This is a genomic window from Pseudomonas atacamensis, from assembly GCF_017167965.1.
Taxonomy (GTDB): Bacteria; Pseudomonadota; Gammaproteobacteria; order Pseudomonadales; family Pseudomonadaceae; genus Aquipseudomonas; species Aquipseudomonas atacamensis.
Window position 1 is genome coordinate 2557634 of record NZ_CP070503.1, and the last position, 15930, is coordinate 2573563.

The 15930-nt window shown below is 59.2% G+C and carries 20 protein-coding genes; 11 read left to right on the plus strand and 9 right to left on the minus strand.

Translation table 11 applies throughout. From position 1 onward, the window contains the following. Positions 1-33: 33 nt before the first annotated feature. Positions 34-969 (minus strand): DMT family transporter, encoded by a 936-nt coding sequence (locus JWU58_RS11755; protein WP_206422011.1) that lies wholly within the window; start codon positions 967-969, stop codon positions 34-36. Positions 970-1054: 85 nt separating this feature from the next. Between JWU58_RS11755 and JWU58_RS11760 the strand changes: the two genes are divergently transcribed. Together JWU58_RS11760 and JWU58_RS11765 are read left to right on the plus strand one after the other, a co-directional pair. After that, entirely contained in the window at positions 1055-1618 is a 564-nt protein-coding gene (locus JWU58_RS11760) for a helix-turn-helix domain-containing protein (RefSeq protein ID WP_024013243.1), read from the plus strand. Continuing rightward, complete coding sequence (locus tag JWU58_RS11765) at positions 1619-3022, plus strand: FAD/NAD(P)-binding protein (RefSeq protein WP_206422012.1); 1404 nt, start codon at positions 1619-1621, stop codon at positions 3020-3022. A 201-nt stretch (positions 3023-3223) separates the two neighbouring features. Here the strand turns inward: JWU58_RS11765 and ppnN are convergent, their stop codons facing one another. Continuing rightward, positions 3224-4597, minus strand: a complete 1374-nt coding sequence (gene ppnN / locus JWU58_RS11770) for a nucleotide 5'-monophosphate nucleosidase PpnN (RefSeq protein WP_073471165.1) — start codon at positions 4595-4597, stop codon at positions 3224-3226. Positions 4598-4819: 222 nt separating this feature from the next. Here ppnN and JWU58_RS11775 point away from each other — a divergent pair, with 222 nt between their 5' ends. Then, entirely contained in the window at positions 4820-5347 is a 528-nt protein-coding gene (locus JWU58_RS11775; RefSeq protein ID WP_038860192.1) for a DUF3087 domain-containing protein, read from the plus strand. Here the strand turns inward: JWU58_RS11775 and JWU58_RS11780 are convergent. Next, positions 5344-5730, minus strand: a complete 387-nt coding sequence (locus JWU58_RS11780; protein WP_024013239.1) for a DUF2784 domain-containing protein — start codon at positions 5728-5730, stop codon at positions 5344-5346. The genes JWU58_RS11775 and JWU58_RS11780 overlap by 4 nt on opposite strands. A gap of 129 nt (positions 5731-5859) precedes the next feature. Between JWU58_RS11780 and JWU58_RS11785 the strand changes: the two genes are divergently transcribed. Beyond that, positions 5860-6003 carry a hypothetical protein gene (locus JWU58_RS11785; protein WP_177434898.1) on the plus strand — a complete coding sequence of 48 codons (144 nt, stop codon included), beginning with the start codon at positions 5860-5862 and terminating at the stop codon, positions 6001-6003. Positions 6004-6046: 43 nt separating this feature from the next. Here JWU58_RS11785 and JWU58_RS11790 read toward each other — a convergent pair whose 3' ends face one another. Together JWU58_RS11790 and JWU58_RS11795 are read right to left on the minus strand one after the other, a co-directional pair. Next, complete coding sequence (locus tag JWU58_RS11790; protein WP_016775076.1) at positions 6047-6319, minus strand: hypothetical protein; 273 nt, start codon at positions 6317-6319, stop codon at positions 6047-6049. Between the two features lie 263 nt (positions 6320-6582). After that, positions 6583-7263, minus strand: coding sequence for an SOS response-associated peptidase (locus tag JWU58_RS11795; RefSeq protein ID WP_206422013.1), 681 nt, complete (start codon positions 7261-7263; stop codon positions 6583-6585). Positions 7264-7461: 198 nt separating this feature from the next. Between JWU58_RS11795 and JWU58_RS11800 the strand changes: the two genes are divergently transcribed. Together JWU58_RS11800 and JWU58_RS11805 are read left to right on the plus strand one after the other, a co-directional pair. Then, complete coding sequence (locus tag JWU58_RS11800; protein ID WP_206422173.1) at positions 7462-8361, plus strand: polysaccharide deacetylase family protein; 900 nt, start codon at positions 7462-7464, stop codon at positions 8359-8361. A 104-nt stretch (positions 8362-8465) separates the two neighbouring features. Further along, positions 8466-8708 carry a DUF1652 domain-containing protein gene (locus JWU58_RS11805; RefSeq protein WP_016775073.1) on the plus strand — a complete coding sequence of 81 codons (243 nt, stop codon included), beginning with the start codon at positions 8466-8468 and terminating at the stop codon, positions 8706-8708. A 3-nt stretch (positions 8709-8711) separates the two neighbouring features. On the opposite strand, the gene JWU58_RS11810 is transcribed toward JWU58_RS11805, so the two are convergent. Beyond that, positions 8712-9074, minus strand: a complete 363-nt coding sequence (locus tag JWU58_RS11810) for an NUDIX hydrolase (protein WP_123442367.1) — start codon at positions 9072-9074, stop codon at positions 8712-8714. Between the two features lie 218 nt (positions 9075-9292). Between JWU58_RS11810 and JWU58_RS11815 the strand changes: the two genes are divergently transcribed. After that, complete coding sequence (locus JWU58_RS11815; protein ID WP_016775071.1) at positions 9293-9490, plus strand: hypothetical protein; 198 nt, start codon at positions 9293-9295, stop codon at positions 9488-9490. Between the two features lie 56 nt (positions 9491-9546). On the opposite strand, the gene JWU58_RS11820 is transcribed toward JWU58_RS11815, so the two are convergent. Continuing rightward, on the minus strand, positions 9547-9786 hold the full coding sequence (locus JWU58_RS11820; protein WP_206422014.1) for a hypothetical protein: 240 nt from the start codon (positions 9784-9786) through the stop codon (positions 9547-9549). Between the two features lie 183 nt (positions 9787-9969). On the opposite strand from JWU58_RS11820, the gene JWU58_RS11825 reads away from it, so the two are divergent. Together JWU58_RS11825 and JWU58_RS11830 are read left to right on the plus strand one after the other, a co-directional pair. After that, complete coding sequence (locus JWU58_RS11825) at positions 9970-10305, plus strand: hypothetical protein (RefSeq protein ID WP_024013232.1); 336 nt, start codon at positions 9970-9972, stop codon at positions 10303-10305. A 189-nt stretch (positions 10306-10494) separates the two neighbouring features. After that, a complete protein-coding gene (locus tag JWU58_RS11830; RefSeq protein WP_123442251.1) occupies positions 10495-11139 on the plus strand; it encodes a DUF6338 family protein in 645 nt (214 codons plus the stop codon). A gap of 104 nt (positions 11140-11243) precedes the next feature. On the opposite strand, the gene JWU58_RS11835 is transcribed toward JWU58_RS11830, so the two are convergent. Then, positions 11244-12143 carry a LysR family transcriptional regulator gene (locus JWU58_RS11835; RefSeq protein WP_016775066.1) on the minus strand — a complete coding sequence of 300 codons (900 nt, stop codon included), beginning with the start codon at positions 12141-12143 and terminating at the stop codon, positions 11244-11246. A gap of 119 nt (positions 12144-12262) precedes the next feature. Between JWU58_RS11835 and JWU58_RS11840 the strand changes: the two genes are divergently transcribed. Further along, a complete protein-coding gene (locus JWU58_RS11840) occupies positions 12263-13630 on the plus strand; it encodes an MFS transporter (protein WP_206422015.1) in 1368 nt (455 codons plus the stop codon). Positions 13631-13660: 30 nt separating this feature from the next. Beyond that, complete coding sequence (locus JWU58_RS11845) at positions 13661-14935, plus strand: glucarate dehydratase family protein (RefSeq protein WP_206422016.1); 1275 nt, start codon at positions 13661-13663, stop codon at positions 14933-14935. 102 nt (positions 14936-15037) lie between these two features. Here JWU58_RS11845 and JWU58_RS11850 read toward each other — a convergent pair whose 3' ends face one another. After that, on the minus strand, positions 15038-15922 hold the full coding sequence (locus tag JWU58_RS11850) for a LysR substrate-binding domain-containing protein (RefSeq protein ID WP_206422017.1): 885 nt from the start codon (positions 15920-15922) through the stop codon (positions 15038-15040). Positions 15923-15930: the final 8 nt, after the last annotated feature.

Below are 15930 nucleotides of genomic sequence, written 5' to 3' on the forward strand. Positions count from 1 at the left end.
GCGCTTTCGCGAGCAGCCGGAAGAGATTGCCGGTCACCCCTGCGTTTCCCGCTCCAGCTCAGCTTCTGCCTCGGTGGACCTACCCTTGGTCTTCAACTCACTGACAATCACCGCCGCCACAATCAGCCCGGCGCCCACCAGCGCAATTGCCGGCAAGCGCTCCCCGGCAATCCGTCCGACAATCCCGGCCCACACCGGTTCACCGGCATAGATCAACGTCGCCCGAGTCGGCGAAACACTCTTCTGTGCCCAGTTCATCGCTACCTGAATCGCCGCACTCGCCGCGCCCAGGCCCAAAGCGGTCGCCAGCAACAACCAGGAAAAATCCGGAATCACTTCACCGGTCGGGACTACCAGCAAGAACGACAACACCGCCGTCACCGCCAGTTGCACCACCGTCACTCGCCGCACATCCACCTGCCCGGCGAAAGTGCTGATCAAAATGATTTCAGCAGCAATCGCAACGGCGCTGATCAATGTCGCAATTTCTCCGGGACTGAAATTCAGCGCCGCCCCTGAGGGACCCGACAACAACATCAAACCGGTAAACGCCAGCATGATCCCGATACTTGGCATCAACCCCGGACGCCGTCCCAGCACCAGCCATTGCAGCAGCGGCACAAACGGCACGTACAGCGCGGTAATGAACGCCGACTGACTGCTCGGAATGCTTTGCAGCCCGACCGTCTGTAAGCCATAACCAAGCATGATCGCTACACCGATGAACGACCCTGCCTTGACTTCGAACAAGGTCAACTCGCGCAGGTGCCGCCAGGAAAACATCGCCACGATCGCCGCCGCTGCGGCGAAGCGCAAGCCGACGAAAAACATCGGGCCACTGACCGTCATGGCATGTTGCACAATCAGAAACGTGCCGCCCCAGATCATGGTGATCAGCACCAGCACGCACTCGGCTTTGCTGAAGCGGGAGAAGCGGATTGGGGACGCAGAATTGTTTGGCGACATCATGACCTTGCGCACATTAAAAGGGAGGCCGCACAATGCCGCCAACGTTGCGCAGTATACTGCCCAACCCCACCGAGTGAGCAATATAGTGCACAAAGATTTGACTCAGCGAGCCTCCGTTCTGCAACACGTCAGCCAGAACGTTCGACGCTTGCGCCATGCTGCGGATATGAGCCAGACCGCACTGGCGGAAAAATCCGGGGTGAGCCGACGGATGCTGGTAGCAATCGAGGCAGGCGAAAAGAATGTCAGCCTGACTACGCTTGATCGCGTCGCCGAAGCGCTCGACGTTGCCTTCAGCGATCTGATCCAAGCGCACGATGCGCGCGATCCGAGCCGGATCAATGAGGTTGCCTGGGCGGGCACGATTCCCGGCAGCAGAGCCGTGCTACTGTCCAAAGCCACCGCGAGCCGCGAAGTCGAGCAATGGGAATGGTGTCTGCAACCGGGCGAAGTTTATCCGTCGCAACCGGACGCCGATGGCTGGAGCGAGCAGATCTACGTATTTGAAGGATGCCTGACACTGATGCTCGGCGATCAGGCGCAGCACATCAATAAAGGAGAGTTTTTCATGTTCGCCAGCAATCAACCGCATGCCTACCGCAACGATGGCGATGTGGCTGCGCGGTTCGTGCGTAATGTGGTGATCTGAATGGAACAGCCTGCGGACATCCTGATCATCGGCGGCGGCCTCAGTGGCACCATGCTGGCGGTGCAATTGTTACGCCTGCCTGGGCAACGACGAATTGCGATTATCGAGCCGCGTGCTGAATTGGGACGTGGCGAGGCTTACAGCGCCGTCGAGTTGGGACATACGCTGAACGGCAACGCGGCGCGGATGAGCGTCGACCCGGATAATCCTGATGATCTGACGCAGTGGCTGACGGCGCATATTGCCGGCGGCGGCTGGCCGGAATCTGCCGAGCAGGACGTGCCGGTCAGTGAGCTGTTTCCGCCGCGTGGCCTGTTCGGGGTCTATGTGCAACAGCGTCTGGCCGAAGCCAGGGCAGTGGGTACGCTGCAAGGTTCGACCGTTGAACATTTCTGTGCCGAGGTCGTCGACCTGCATGTTGATGCTGGTTCAGTGCAGCTCACCTTAAGCGATGGCCAGACTCTGCGTGGATCGCAGGCGGTGCTGGCCACCGGCATGTTTCCCGCCGCTCGCACGCCGCAGACGCAGTCCAGTGGCCTTAACGCCGCAGCGCTCGATCCCTGGGATGTGGCGGCCATGCGCGAACTCGACCCGCAGTCCACCGTGCTGATCATCGGCTCCGGTCTGACCATGGTCGATGCCGTGGTGTCGCTGGAGCAGGCCGGGCATCGCGGGCCGATTGAGGTGTTCTCCCGGCATGGCCTGCTGCCGCACGTGCGCCGTCAACCGCCGGCGTGGGTGGATTTTCTGGCAGCAGATCACAACATTCGTACGCCCCGCCAGTTGCTGCGCGAGTTGCGTCGACATTGTCGCGACGCAGTCGCCCAAGGCATCGACTGGCAGGCGCCGCTGGATACGGTTCGCGCGCACATCGCGCGGTTGTGGAGTCAGGCGACTGACGTGCAGCGTCGACAATTCGTACGGCATGTACGGCCATGGTGGGAGAGTCATCACCATCGTTCGCCGCCACTGAGTGCCGAGTTGATCGAACGGCTGCACCAGGAAGGGCGCTTGCGCATTCATGCAGCGTCGTTCAAGGGCATTGAGCCCGGCGCTGGCGATGCTGTGACCATCCGCATCCGTCCGCAGGGTGAGACTGAAACATCTACAGTGAGCGGTGCGGCGCTGATCAACTCCAGCGGCATTGAATACGACTGGCGGCGTGTTGCACGACCGTTGCCGCAGCAATTGCTGGCGCGGGGACTGGTGCAACCGGGGCCGCTGGCGCTGGGGATCACAGCAAAGGACGGCGCAGTGGTGGATGCCGAAGGGCAGGTGAGCGCTCGGTTGTTCGCCATGGGCCCGCCGTTGCGCGGGATGTGGTGGGAAAGTACGGCGGTGACGGACGTCGCTGCGCAGGCTAAAGCGTTGGCTCGGCGGTTGGTGGATAGCCCGAAAGATTGATGTGTTCTTTCGGGCTTCTTCGCGAGCAGGCTCGCTCCCACAGGGGGATTGAGGTTGTGACTCCAATTTGCGCCACACCATAAATCCTGTGGGAGCGAGCTTGCTCGCGAAAGCGTCATCTGATTCAACGTCTCTGTTGAATGAAAGACCGCTATCGCTGGCAAGCCAGCTCCCACAATGGGTGTGCGTTACGACTTGAAATTACGCGACGACGCGATAGCACGGCACATACGCCGCGCCACCCGGCAACTTCATCCGGTGCTGGGCGACGAAGGCCTTTAGCAGCGCATCAAGCGGCTGCATGATCGCCGCATCACCACGGATCTGATACGGCCCGTGCTCTTCGATCAGGCGAATGCCTTTGTCCTTGACGTTACCGGCGACGATCCCGGAAAACGCCCGACGCAGATTGGCCGCCAGTTCATGCGGTGGCTGGTCGCGATGCAGTTTCAGGTTGGCCATGTTTTCGTGGGTTGGATCGAACGGGCGCTGGAAGCCCTCATCGATCTTCAACAGCCAGTTGAAATGGAACGCATCGTTACGCTCGCGGCGGAACTGCTTCACCGCTTTCAGGCCTTGAGTCATCTGCCGCGCCACTTCGGCCGGGTCGTCGATGATGATCTCGTAATGCTGCTTCGCCGCTTCGCCGAGGGTCGCGATGACGAACGCATCCAGCTGTTCCAGATACGGCGCGGCATGCTTCGGCCCGGTGAGAATGACCGGGAAGGGCAGGCCTGCGTTGTCCGGGTGCATGAGGATGCCGAGCAGGTAGAGGAACTCTTCGGCCGTACCGGCGCCGCCCGGGAAAATGATGATGCCGTGGCCGACACGGACGAAGGCTTCCAGACGCTTTTCGATGTCCGGCAGGATCACCAGCTCATTGACGATCGGGTTCGGCGCTTCGGCGGCGATGATGCCTGGCTCGGTCAGGCCGAGGTAGCGACCGCCGTGAATGCGCTGTTTGGCATGGGCAATGGTCGCGCCTTTCATCGGGCCTTTCATCACGCCAGGGCCGCAACCGGTGCAGATGTCGAGGCTGCGCAGGCCCAGTTCGTGGCCGACTTTCTTGGTGTATTTGTATTCTTCGGTGTTGATCGAGTGGCCGCCCCAGCACACCACGATTTTCGGCTCGACGCCCGGGCGCAGGGTGCGCGCGTTGCGCAGCAGATGGAACACGTAGTCGCTGATGCCTTGGGAATTGCTCAGGTCGATGCGCTGGCTGTCGAGTTCGTTCTCGGTGTAGACGATGTCGCGCAGGGCGCTGAAGAGCATTTCGCGGGTGCTGGCGATCATCTCGCCGTCGACGAACGCGTCGGCCGGAGCGTTCAGCAGCTCCAGGCGTACGCCGCGATCCTGCTGGTGAATACGGATTTCGAAGTCCTTGTAGGCTTCGAGGATGGTCTTTGCATTGTCGACATGCGCGCCGGTGTTGAGGATGGCCAGGGCGCACTGGCGGAAGAGGGTATAGGTGCTGCCGGATCCGGCTTCGCTCAGTTGCTGAACTTCACGTTGAGAAAGGGTTTCCAGACTGCCTTTCGGGCTGACCGAGGCATTGATTACGTGTCGTTGGGTCATGCAGTGATCCTTAAAACGATGTCATCCACAACGCAGCGGATGGCATCCGAATAGTGTGTATCCATGAATGAAGATGGCACGATCTGCGTTATACCGCCATGTCCCGTTGGACTTTGAAAAGATGAAAAGGAGCCCCAGCATAGCTAAAACCCGGTGCGATGCGATAATGCGCCGGCGAGTTTTTTCCGTTGCGCGTTTTGTCACTCAAGGAAGTCATTTTCGATGTTCGAGATTCAGCCGATGGACCCCGCTACCTTTCGTCAGCAGACCCGCCGTAGCACGATCATCATCGCCGTGCTGTTTCTGCTGCTGGCCATGCTGTTTTCGTCGGTTGCGGTGGCAGTGTTCGGTGAACCCGACGGGGATAACCTGCGTTTCAATGTCGGCGGCGTATTCGTGGCGTTTCTGCTGACGGCGGCGCTGTTGCGCGGGCGTTTCTGGCATCAGACCTGGATGGCCCCGGCGGTGTACAGCTGGCGCCTCAAGCGCAATCTGATGAGCATCACCAATGTCATGCATCAGGTGACAGCGGCGGTGCAGAACAACGATCCGACGGCGATGAAGGTGTTGCGTTTCTATCACCTCGGATTGCTGCAAATGCATGAGCTGGACGGCAACTCCAGCGATCATGGACAACTGCGTGACGAAGTCGAACAGCACAAGGCGCGGATGCAGGCGCAGGGACTTGATTCCGACCAGCCACGCTTCGATCCGCAGTGGCTGGAAACGTTGAAACCGGCCTCGCGTTAAAACGGAATGCGCCGGGCGCGGCGCAATTTCCATGAGCGCAGCAGTCGTGCGTACACCAACAGGTTGACCGCCAGCACCACGCTGCCGAGGGCCAGTTGAATCTGCGGCGTCAGACCGGCCGGGTAGATGATCGGCCAGATGTAATGCTCAATGAAGCCGCCGGCGTATTCGGTCTGTCCGGCCGCGTGGCGCATGAGGTTTTCCCAGTAGGTCAACGGACAGGCCAGGTGCAGCACCTCGACCGCCACGCCCCATGCGGCCGCCGGCAAGTGCAACCACATCAATCGTGGCCAGCGCAGCACCAGCAGCCCGCCGAACAGCACGAACAAGATGAAACACAAGTGAAACAGCACCAGCCCGTCGGCGGCGATTCGGTAGAGCATGGCGTCTTCCTGACGTAAGGGTGGATGGCGCTATGGTACGCCGCGCGGGACAAAATTCCTTGGTGAATTCGGGCGCGCAAAAGTGTTCTACCCTTTAACGATCATCAACTGTTCTGAGGTGAGGTGCACATGGCAACTGAGCAAACGCGTGCGGAAGATGATGCGCCAACAGAGGAAGAAATCGAGCGGCAAAAGAGACAGGAAAAAACCTGGAAGCACGATGACAGCCGCGAGTTGTCGGACCGCGATCAGGAGCGTCCGCTGAAACCTTGAACAACCCATACGAAGAGCCCCGCAGCAGCGGGGCTCTTCGCGTTCAGAGGTCTGCCAGCTGCGTGAAGTCCGGGTAGGTCGCGCGATACCCCAACGTTCGATCGATCCACGCATTGAGCTCATTGACCATCACCGGCGGATGGCCGGGATAACCCTCGAGGGTGCTGCGCAGGGTGCGTTCGATATCGGGCACGCTGTGCAGGTTTCGGGTCTTGATGTAATGGCCGATAAAACAGTCGAGTTCCAGGCGTTCTGTCTTGGACAGATGGACACACTTCAGGCCGCTGACCTGTTTGATTGCAAAATCGTCGCTCACTTATTTCTCTGCAAGGCTTGAAAGTTGTTGATGGATTCCTGATTTCTTTGACTCTTTGGTCAACTGGTATACCAATCGGAAAGGCGGCGCGCATGCTATCCGCAGCGCGGGAAAATGTATGTATGACTGTCGAAATGTCTGACAGGCGGTTGATTCGCTCAAACGGCTGTTTTACGGGGGGTGTATCGCGGTTGAAACACTTTTTGTAACGCACGGGACTCAGTGGCGGCGTTGCTTGATTAACGCAAGAATGGCCGGATTATTTAGTCGACTCGTTCTATCAATTGCGCACCCTGATTACGCGTATTGCCGACCGCTTTGCCGACTTTGTACCATTCGAAGGCCTCACTGGGCTCGCCTTCAAACAGCAGCATCTGCTCGGCGCGTTCCAGTGGCGTAGCCGGATCAAGCCATTCCCGAGCTCGCGCCGAATCGAAGACCACTGGGCGCCGATCGTGAATATCGAGCAGGCCGCCCAGGCTGTCAGCGGTGATGATGACGAACCCGTCGTCCTCCCTCGGCGCAACCCCCGGTGCCGGAAACTGGCCAATACCGGCACAGAAGACCGGAGCCTGATCCGCCCGACGAATCAACCAGGGCTGTCGGGATTTTTCCCCGCTATCAACCCATTCAAACCAATTGTCGACCGGCACGATCAGCCGCTGCCGCCAGATCGCCCGGAAGAACGCGCCGTGGGCGACTTTCTCTACCCGAGCGTTGATAGGCGGGGCACGATCCTTGGCCCAATGCGGCCGCCAGCCCCAACGCAAATTATCGGCATGAATGGCCTGTTCGTGCTGGTGCAGAACCGCCAGCGCAGTGGTGGGCGCTGCGTTGTAGCGATTGAGCGGCGCATCGCCAACGTGATTGATCAACGCATCGGGGATGCTCAAAACCGCGACGAAATCGTGAATCCCACGGTACTGCGTGAGTCTTCCGCACATGGCTGAAATCTCCTTGAGGAAATTTGAGTCTAGTCGGACATGCCGATGTGCCTGGCCGATGACGCACTGAAACCAGCACCGGAACCAAACCCTGTGTACCTTATCCAACCTGCGCTCGCGGATAGCCGCGCAGGGATCGACAAAGGCGAGGGAGTTTTGCCATTCGACAACACCACGGCCGCGGCCTCAGGGCAAGACATGACATCCGGATGCAAACTTCTTTGTGCTGCGCTCATCGCGCTCGGTCTGGCCGGCTGCATCGCCGCGCCGATTGAAATGACCACGCAAACCGAAACGCGCCTGATGGCTCAGGCCCCCGTACGTTTTTTGCTGACGTTCGATGATGGTCCAAGTGCTTCAGGATGGTGGAATCCCACGGAGACGGTGCTCGACAGCCTCCAAACCAATCCGCTGCAGGCAAATATCAAAGCCGTGTTTTTCGTGCAGACCCGAGCACCCAGGGCAGGCAACAGCGAGATCGGTCGCAGCCTGATGCGTCGTGAATACGCCGAGGGACATATTCTCGCTTTCCACACTGCGACTCATTGGCACACCAACCATCGCTCGCTCGACCCGCAAGAACTGGACCAGTCGCTGACCGATGGCAGCGCTGACATCGCCGCTATCACCGGGGCGCAGCCCAAGCTGTTGCGCCCGCCGTTCTGGAACTACGACAAGCGCACATTTACGGCCTATCAAAAACACGGCTTGCATGTCTTGCTCACGGACATGAGTGCCAACGACGGCAAGATCTGGGGCTTCAACGCCAGCCCTCGGCGTCGGGCGAACATGCTGCGGCAGTTATCGGAAGTGCGCGAGCGCATCGCCGAGGGTCAATTGCCGACGGTGGATGGCGTAATTCCGGTCGTGGTGACGTTCCATGACCTCAATCGCTACACCGCGCGCCACACTCGCGAATATCTGCAGATTCTGCTCGATAGCGCGGCGGCGACCGGGGTCAGACTGGCGGACAAGCCGTTCTACGACAATCAGGCCGCACTGGAAAAAGCCGCGTTGGCGCGTACGGTTCAGCAAAGCGCTGAGCCGGTGAATCTGCCCGGACTGTGGAACTGGATCTGGGATCACGACGCGCATTGAATGGCATGAGTGAGTTGTGATCGGCTTGGCATTCCCGGCGGGCAATAAACACACCGTGGGTCTATGCTCGATGGATCGATTCTCCGCCTGCGAGGCGCCCGTCCATGCTTGCCATTGCCGATATCTGCCGGATCGTCGAGTCAGGCTTCCCCACGTTCAAGTGTGACTGCACACCGACCGGACAAGGTCTGTTGCGGATCAAGGTGTATGAGCCGGGCAGTGGGCGTGTCGAGTTGTTGCTTGACGGCGTTTCTCCCGAGCATCTGGTGACGATTCGCGATATTTCCAATTTCATCGGTGAGTTGCGAACGGAAATCAGCGCCGGTCGCCGGGCGTTCGCCGGCTGATTGTCATAAACGGCGCTGAAAGGCCTGCACGATGCGCCGTGTCGCGTCATTGGTTTCAAGATTGTGCACGGCATCGAGCGGGTACCAGATGCAATCGACGATTTCGTTCTGCGGGCGCACATCGTCGAGGTTGACCACCGAAGCCTCGTACACATGATGCCGCGTACTGCCCGCCTGAAAATCCATCAGGTACAGGACGTCCTCCGCATTGAGCCCGGTTTCCTCCTGCAACTCGCGCACGGCTGCCGCCGCACGGGTTTCCCCGGATTCGACCTTGCCGCCGGGCAATGACCAGTGATGGCGGGGTTTGCGTACCAGGAGGATATGGCGATCCTGCTCGCAAATGACGGTGGCGCGTACTTTCATGATTGCCCTGTTGATGCGTGTCATAAAACTGTAATCAATCTGCAATATTCGAGCCGCAAGCGGATTTAAAGGTTCCCTCTTGATTCGGAGCCATTTGCGTAGCAAAAAGTGCCAGTGAATTGACATGTGCCAGGGCGAATCCGGTTTACACCGCAGCGGGGAGCGGGTGTAAGGTAAGCCCGTACACCGAAAACACCGTTGACGAAATGGAGGTGCTCATGAGCATTCCAATGCTGAACAAGCTGCACATGAACGGTTATGACGTGCTTAGCGTGAACAACGGCCCATGGCGGGTTTGCACTCAGGGCGACCGGTTGGCGTCATTCACCAGCAGGGAGGAAGCGATGGCCTATGCGGCGGCGCTTCCTGGTTACAAGCAACGCGCCAAGCGGGTGCAAAGCCAGAACGTGAATTGACGCGTTATAACGAAAGAGCCCCGGTTTCGACCGGGGCTTCTTGTTTGGATCAGGAGTCAGTGCACCTTGATTCGGCTGATGGTCCGGGCTTTTACCTCCCTGGCATAGATCTGCAATCTCTCCTCGTCGTGTTGCAGGATTGTGCAAGACCGCAACACAGTCTGGGCGTCTGCCTCGTTACCTGATTTGCGCAATTGTTCGGCAATGCGCTTGAGGTCGACCGCCGACCATCTCAGGTCCGACGCCACGCTTTGCAAATCCCGTTGAAGTTCGTGTTCGTATTCATTGAGCCGCATGATCACCTCCAGAAGATTCTCGGTAGAAAAGAGTAGTCGCATTTTTCCACCTGGGGCCAGGCCATCTGACGCCCGGCTGAACCGACGTAAAAAATTGTCCAAACCCCGGTAACGGCGGGGTGCCACGATGGATGTGCACGCCGTTAAACGGTACATTCACGTTTTTCGGAACAGGTAAACAGCATGCGCGTATGGATCGGCACTTTGGCACTGGCCCTGTTGACGGGTTGCTCGTTACCAGCATCGCTGGTGCCGGGCGAGCCAAACCTGAGCAAGACCAGTGACAAACCTCCCAAGGAATATGCCGCGTGCTTGTTACCGTTGTGGCAGAAGGACGTGGCCAAGACTTCGCAGACGTCGATTTCCAACGGCTACCGGATTACCGCGCCGAGCATTATCACGGCGGATGAGATTCTCGATATCGTCAAATACAAGGACGGCAGCAAAGTGTCGCTCTATCAGGGGCCGCCTTGGGCCAAGTCCGGATCGCTGCGCCAATCGGTGCGTGACTGCCTGTAACCGGGCGCCCGGATCTCAAAAAAGGCAGACACCGAAGTTCGGTGTCTGCCTTTTTTCATTAGATGGAGACTCCAACCAAACGCTCGCAAAGAGCTGTGACAGTTGCCCGCGAGGCGCAGCAGGATCCTTGACTAGGCTTTGAATGTCGGCCCGTGACGGGATCGGCATGACTGAAAGGAGTCTCGGATCATGGATGATCTGGTCAAGGACATCATTCCGCTGTTGCAGTACCTCATTCCGGGTTTTCTATCGACCTGGATCTTCTATTCACTTACGGCATTCAAGCGACCGGATACGTTCGGCCAGATCGTGCAGGCGCTGATATTCACATTTGTGATTCAGGGCGCGGTGTTGGCGGTGGGCAACCTCTGTTTGTGGATTGGCTCGAAGAGTTTTTCATTAGGAAACTGGGATGATCGGGCGCAAACGCTCTGGGCATTTATGTTTTCGCTGATGCTGGGATTGTTTGCCTGTTACCTGGCTACGAGTGACAAATTGCACGGCTGGTTACGTAAGCGAAACGTCACGAAACAATCTTCTTTCCCCAGTGAATGGTTCTGCGCTTTCGCCCAACATGAGCGCTTCATAACTCTGCATTTGAACGATGAAAGGCGCGTATTTGGCTGGCCGGTCGAGTGGCCACGGGAATCATCCAATGGTCAGTTCATCATGAAATATCCGCGTTGGCTCACGGATGATGGCCAACCTGCATCTATTGGCGCGGAGTTTTTGTTGATAGATTCCGCGAAAGTCAAATGGGTCGAGTTCAGCCCAGTATCAGAGGGATCAACATGCCAACTGCCAGAGCACCACAACCCATGCCAAAGCATTTAGAGCGACTCTTTGTCGGGCCGGACGGAAAAATGCTGGACGTGCCCTTGATCAAAGGCCCCAGTGCGCCGCCGCCTCTGAAACCACGGTCTAGACGATAAACTTCTTCAGCCCCAACCCTGCACCACCGCCCGGCGAATCGCCTCCAGCAACATCGCGAACGCCGGGTTGTCATTGTTCTCACGCCAGATCAGATGCAGCTCGCTTTGCACCCCTTCGCCCAGATCGATCTCGCGAAACACCACATTCCTGAACACCACGCTGGTCGCGCAACGCGGTACCAGCGCCAGACCCATGCCAGCGTTGACCAGCGCCAGAATGGTTAGCGACGAGCCCAGCCACTGCACGTAATCCGGCGCCACCCGCGCTGAGCGCAGCGTGCCGGTCAACAGTTCGTTGAACGGCGGATAGGCTTCATGGGAGTACATCAGGAACGGTTGTTTATCCAGATCAGCCACTGATACCTCAGCTGCATTGGCCAACCGATGCCCGCTCGGCACTGCCAGCACAAATGGTTCGCGCACCAGGCATTCGGTGGCATAGCCCGGTTCCTGCAATGGCGCTCGGGCAATGCCCAGGTCGATACGGCGAGCGCGCAAGGCCTCGTGCTGTTGATAGGTGTTCATTTCTGCCAGATCGATTTTCACCTGGGGCTGCTTAAGTCGCGCTTCGGCGATCACCTTGGGCAGAAACTCATACACCGCGCTGCCGACAAACGCGATGTTTACCGAACCAATATCGCCCTCGGCAAACCGGCGTGCGGTGATCGCCGCTTGCTGGGCGCGCTCCAGAAGATTCTGCGCCTCAACGAAAAAAGCCCGGCCAGCCGCCGTCAGCGCGACGCTTCGGGTGCTGCGGGTAAACAATTCGACGCCAAGGTGATGCTCCAGCAGCTGAATCTGCCGACTCAGTGGCGGCTGGGTCATGTTCAGGCGCTCGGCGGCGCGGCGAAAGTTGAGTTCGGTGGCGACCGTAGTAAAGCAGCGCAGCTGGGTAAGTTCGAACATTGATCTAATCCGGGTATCAATCGAATGCCTGTTTAGATTAGACGGGATCAATGCGCGACGTCCATGATCGGCTCATCGCTTCAAGTCATCCCTAAAAAAACAAGATCGGGAGTCGCCCCTTGAAAACCCTCCAGAGTCCGACGGACATCACGGTGCTCGCCCGCGCCGCCGCCAAGGTCAAACGCCACGTGCTGCCGCTGTTCGTGGTGATGTTCATCGTCAACTACATCGACCGAGTGAACATCGGTTTCGTGCGCAGCCATCTGGAAACCGATCTGGGTATCGGCGCAGCGGCTTATGGACTGGGCGCCGGGCTGTTTTTCATCGGTTACGCACTGTTCGAAGTGCCGTCCAACATGCTGTTGCAGCGCTACGGCGCGCGGGTCTGGCTGACGCGGATCATGTTCACCTGGGGCGCCGCAGCCATGGCCATGGCGTTTGTTCAAGGTGAAACCAGTTTCTACGTGCTGCGCTTTATTCTCGGTGCGGCCGAGGCCGGGTTTTTCCCGGGGATCATTTATTACTTCACCCAATGGCTGCCGGCGTCCGAGCGCGGCAAAACCATGGCGGTGTTTCTCAGCGGCTCAGCGATTGCCTCGGTGATTTCCGGCCCGGTGTCCGGTGCGCTGTTGCATATCAGCGGATTGGGCATGCACGGCTGGCAGTGGATGTTTCTCATCGAAGGCGCAGCGTCGGTGGTGTTGTGTGCTTTCGTCTGGTTCTGGCTGCAATCGCACCCGCGTCAAGCCAAGTGGCTGAGCGAGGAAGAGCGAGACGCACTGGTCGCGGCGATTGCCGAGGAGCAGCGCGCTCGCGAAGCGGTACAAGTCGCCAAGCCGTCGATGTTCAAGCTGTTGGCTGACCGACAGATCGCGCTGTTCTGCTTCATCTATTTTTCCATTGCCCTGACCATTTACGGCGCGACGTTCTGGTTGCCGAGCATGATCAAGAAGATGGGTAACCTCGGAGATTTCCAGGTCGGGCTGCTCAACTCCATTCCGTGGATCATTTCGATTGTCGCCATGTATGGCTTCGCAGCGATGGCCGGCAAATGGAAATTCCAGCAGGCCTGGGTCGCGCTGACCCTGGTGATCGCGGCGGTCGGCATGTTCATGTCGACCACTGGCGGGCCGGTATTTGCCTTCGTCGCCATCTGCTTCGCCGCTATCGGTTTCAAAGCAGCGTCGGCGCTGTTCTGGCCGATTCCGCAAAGCTATCTGGACGCGCGCATCGCTGCGGCGGTGATCGCGCTGATCAACTCCATCGGCAACCTTGGCGGCTTCGTCGCGCCGACCGCGTTCGGCATTCTCGAACAAACCACCGGTTCCATCGAGGGCGGCCTGTATGGCCTGGCGGCGACATCGCTGGTCGCCGCCGTGGTGATCTTCTTCGCCCGCACGGCGCCTGGCGCCAAAGGTAAAACCCCGGCAAAGCCAAGTGACGAAGCCGCCGTTGTGGCGCCGGCTCGTTCGGCTGCGAGCCACTGAATCGATTGTTGATCTGTCAGGAGCGTTATCTTGAAAATCACCCGTGTCAGCGTCACCCCGATTGCCTTCCGCGATCCGCCACTGCTCAACGCCAGTGGCATCCACGAACCTTTTGCCCTGCGCTCGATCATCGAGATTGAAAGTGACAACGGCTACATCGGCCTCGGCGAAAGCTACGGCGATGCCCCGGCGCTGGCGATCCAGCAACAATTGCAGAGCCAATTGATCGGTCTTGATCCGTTCAACCTCAATCAGTTGCGCGCGATCGTGCAGGCCACCGTGGCGGCGAATAAACCCGCCAGCGTCGCTGGCGCCGAACTGGCCCCCGGTTCCCACGCCAGCAAAGCGGTGAGCAATGCCTACTCGGCATTCGAAGTAGCGTTTCTTGATTTGCAGGCGCACTACCTGAACGTGCCGCTGGTGGACCTGCTCGGCGGGGCGATCCGCGATGAAGTGCCGTTCAGCGCTTACCTGTTTTTCAAGTACGCCGAGCATATCGACTCGCCCTACAAGCCAGACGACTGGGGCGAGGCGCTGAGCGAGCAGCAGATCGTCGCGCAGGCAGCGCGGATGATCGAAGCGTACGGATTCAAGAGCATCAAGCTCAAGGCCGGCACCTTGCCGCCGGAGCATGAAGTGGCTTGCATCAAGGCACTGAAAAAAGCCTTTCCGGGATTGCCGCTGCGCATCGATCCGAACGGCAACTGGTCGCTGGAGACGGCGATTCGCATGGCCGAACTGCTCGGCGATGACCTGCAGTATTACGAAGATCCGACCCCGGGCCTTGAAGGCATGGCCGAACTGCACAAGCGCACCGGTCTGCCCCTGGCGACCAATATGGTCGTCACTGATTTCGACGAGTTCCGCCGCAGCGTTGCGTTGAACAGCGTGCAGATCGTCCTCGCCGACCACCATTACTGGGGTGGCCTGCGGGATACGCAGACACTGGCGAAAATGTGCGACGTGTTCGGCCTCGGCGTGTCGATGCATTCCAATTCGCACTTGGGTATCAGCCTGATGGCCATGGCGCACGTTGCGGCGGCAGTGCCGAATCTGGATTACGCCTGCGACACCCACTACCCGTGGCAGGAGCCGGACGAGGAAGTGATCAAGGGCGGCAAGCTGCCGATTGTCGATGGCTGCGTGAAGATCACCCGTGCGCCGGGGTTGGGGCTGGAACTGGACCATGAGCAACTGGCCAAGCTGCATGATCAGTACCTGACGTGCGGCATTCGCCAGCGCGATGATGTGCGGCAGATGCAGCGGTACAAGGCGGATTGGCGGGCGGTCAAGCCGAGGTTTTAAGGTCGTTGCGACTGGCCTCTTCGCGAGCAGGCTCGCTCCCACAGGTAAATGCATGGCAACTGTGGGAGCGAGCCTGCTCGCGAATGGCCGCGACGCGATCCTTCAGAGGGTATCAATCAGCCAATCCCTGAACGCCTTCAACGAAGGCAAATTCTCATTACGCGGCGGATACACCAGGTAATAGCTGCGTCGGCTGGTAATCGGCTCGCCCAGTTGCAGCAATTCGCCCTTGAGCAATTCCTCCTCGACCAGAATCCGCGGCACCAGGCCGACGCCGATATTGGCGCGTACTGCCTGAATCAAGTGCGAGGTCATTTCGAAGCTCGGCCCGATCCGCATGCTGCGATGCGGCAGTTGATGATGGCTGAACCATTCCGCCCATGCCTGGGCATTGCTGCTGACGTTGAGCAGTAATTGCCCGGCAATGTGCCGCTCGGCCTCGTCGCGTTCAGTCGCCGACAGCTGCGCGCTGGCAATCGCCACCAATTCTTCGGTGTGCAGGGGCAGGGCGGTCAGGCCTGGCCACTCACCGCCGCCGACACAGATGGCCGCGTCGATTTCGCTGGTGTCGAAGTCGATGGTTTCGATCCGCGAATGCAGGTGCACGGTCATGCCCGGGTGCGCCGTGTAGAAATCCTTCAACCGTGGCAGCAGCCATTTCGAACCGAAGGTCGGCAGCGTCGCCAGGCGCAGGCTATGGATGCCCGAACCAAATGCCATCGCCTGCAAGGTTGCGCTGCGAATCTGCCCGAGGGCTTCGCTGAGCTCGCGCTGATACATGCGCCCGACATCCGTCAGCACCACCTGCCGGCCTTCGCGGCTGAACAGGCGCATGCCGAGCATCTTCTCGAGAATCTGCACCTGGCGGCTGACCGCGCTCTGTGTCAGTGACAGCTCATGGGCGGCGCGGGTGTAGCTCTCGTGGCGAGCGGCGGCCTCGAAAGCCAGCAGCAGCGACATGGACGGTGTGAGGGTGCGCGGATTCATTCATAAAA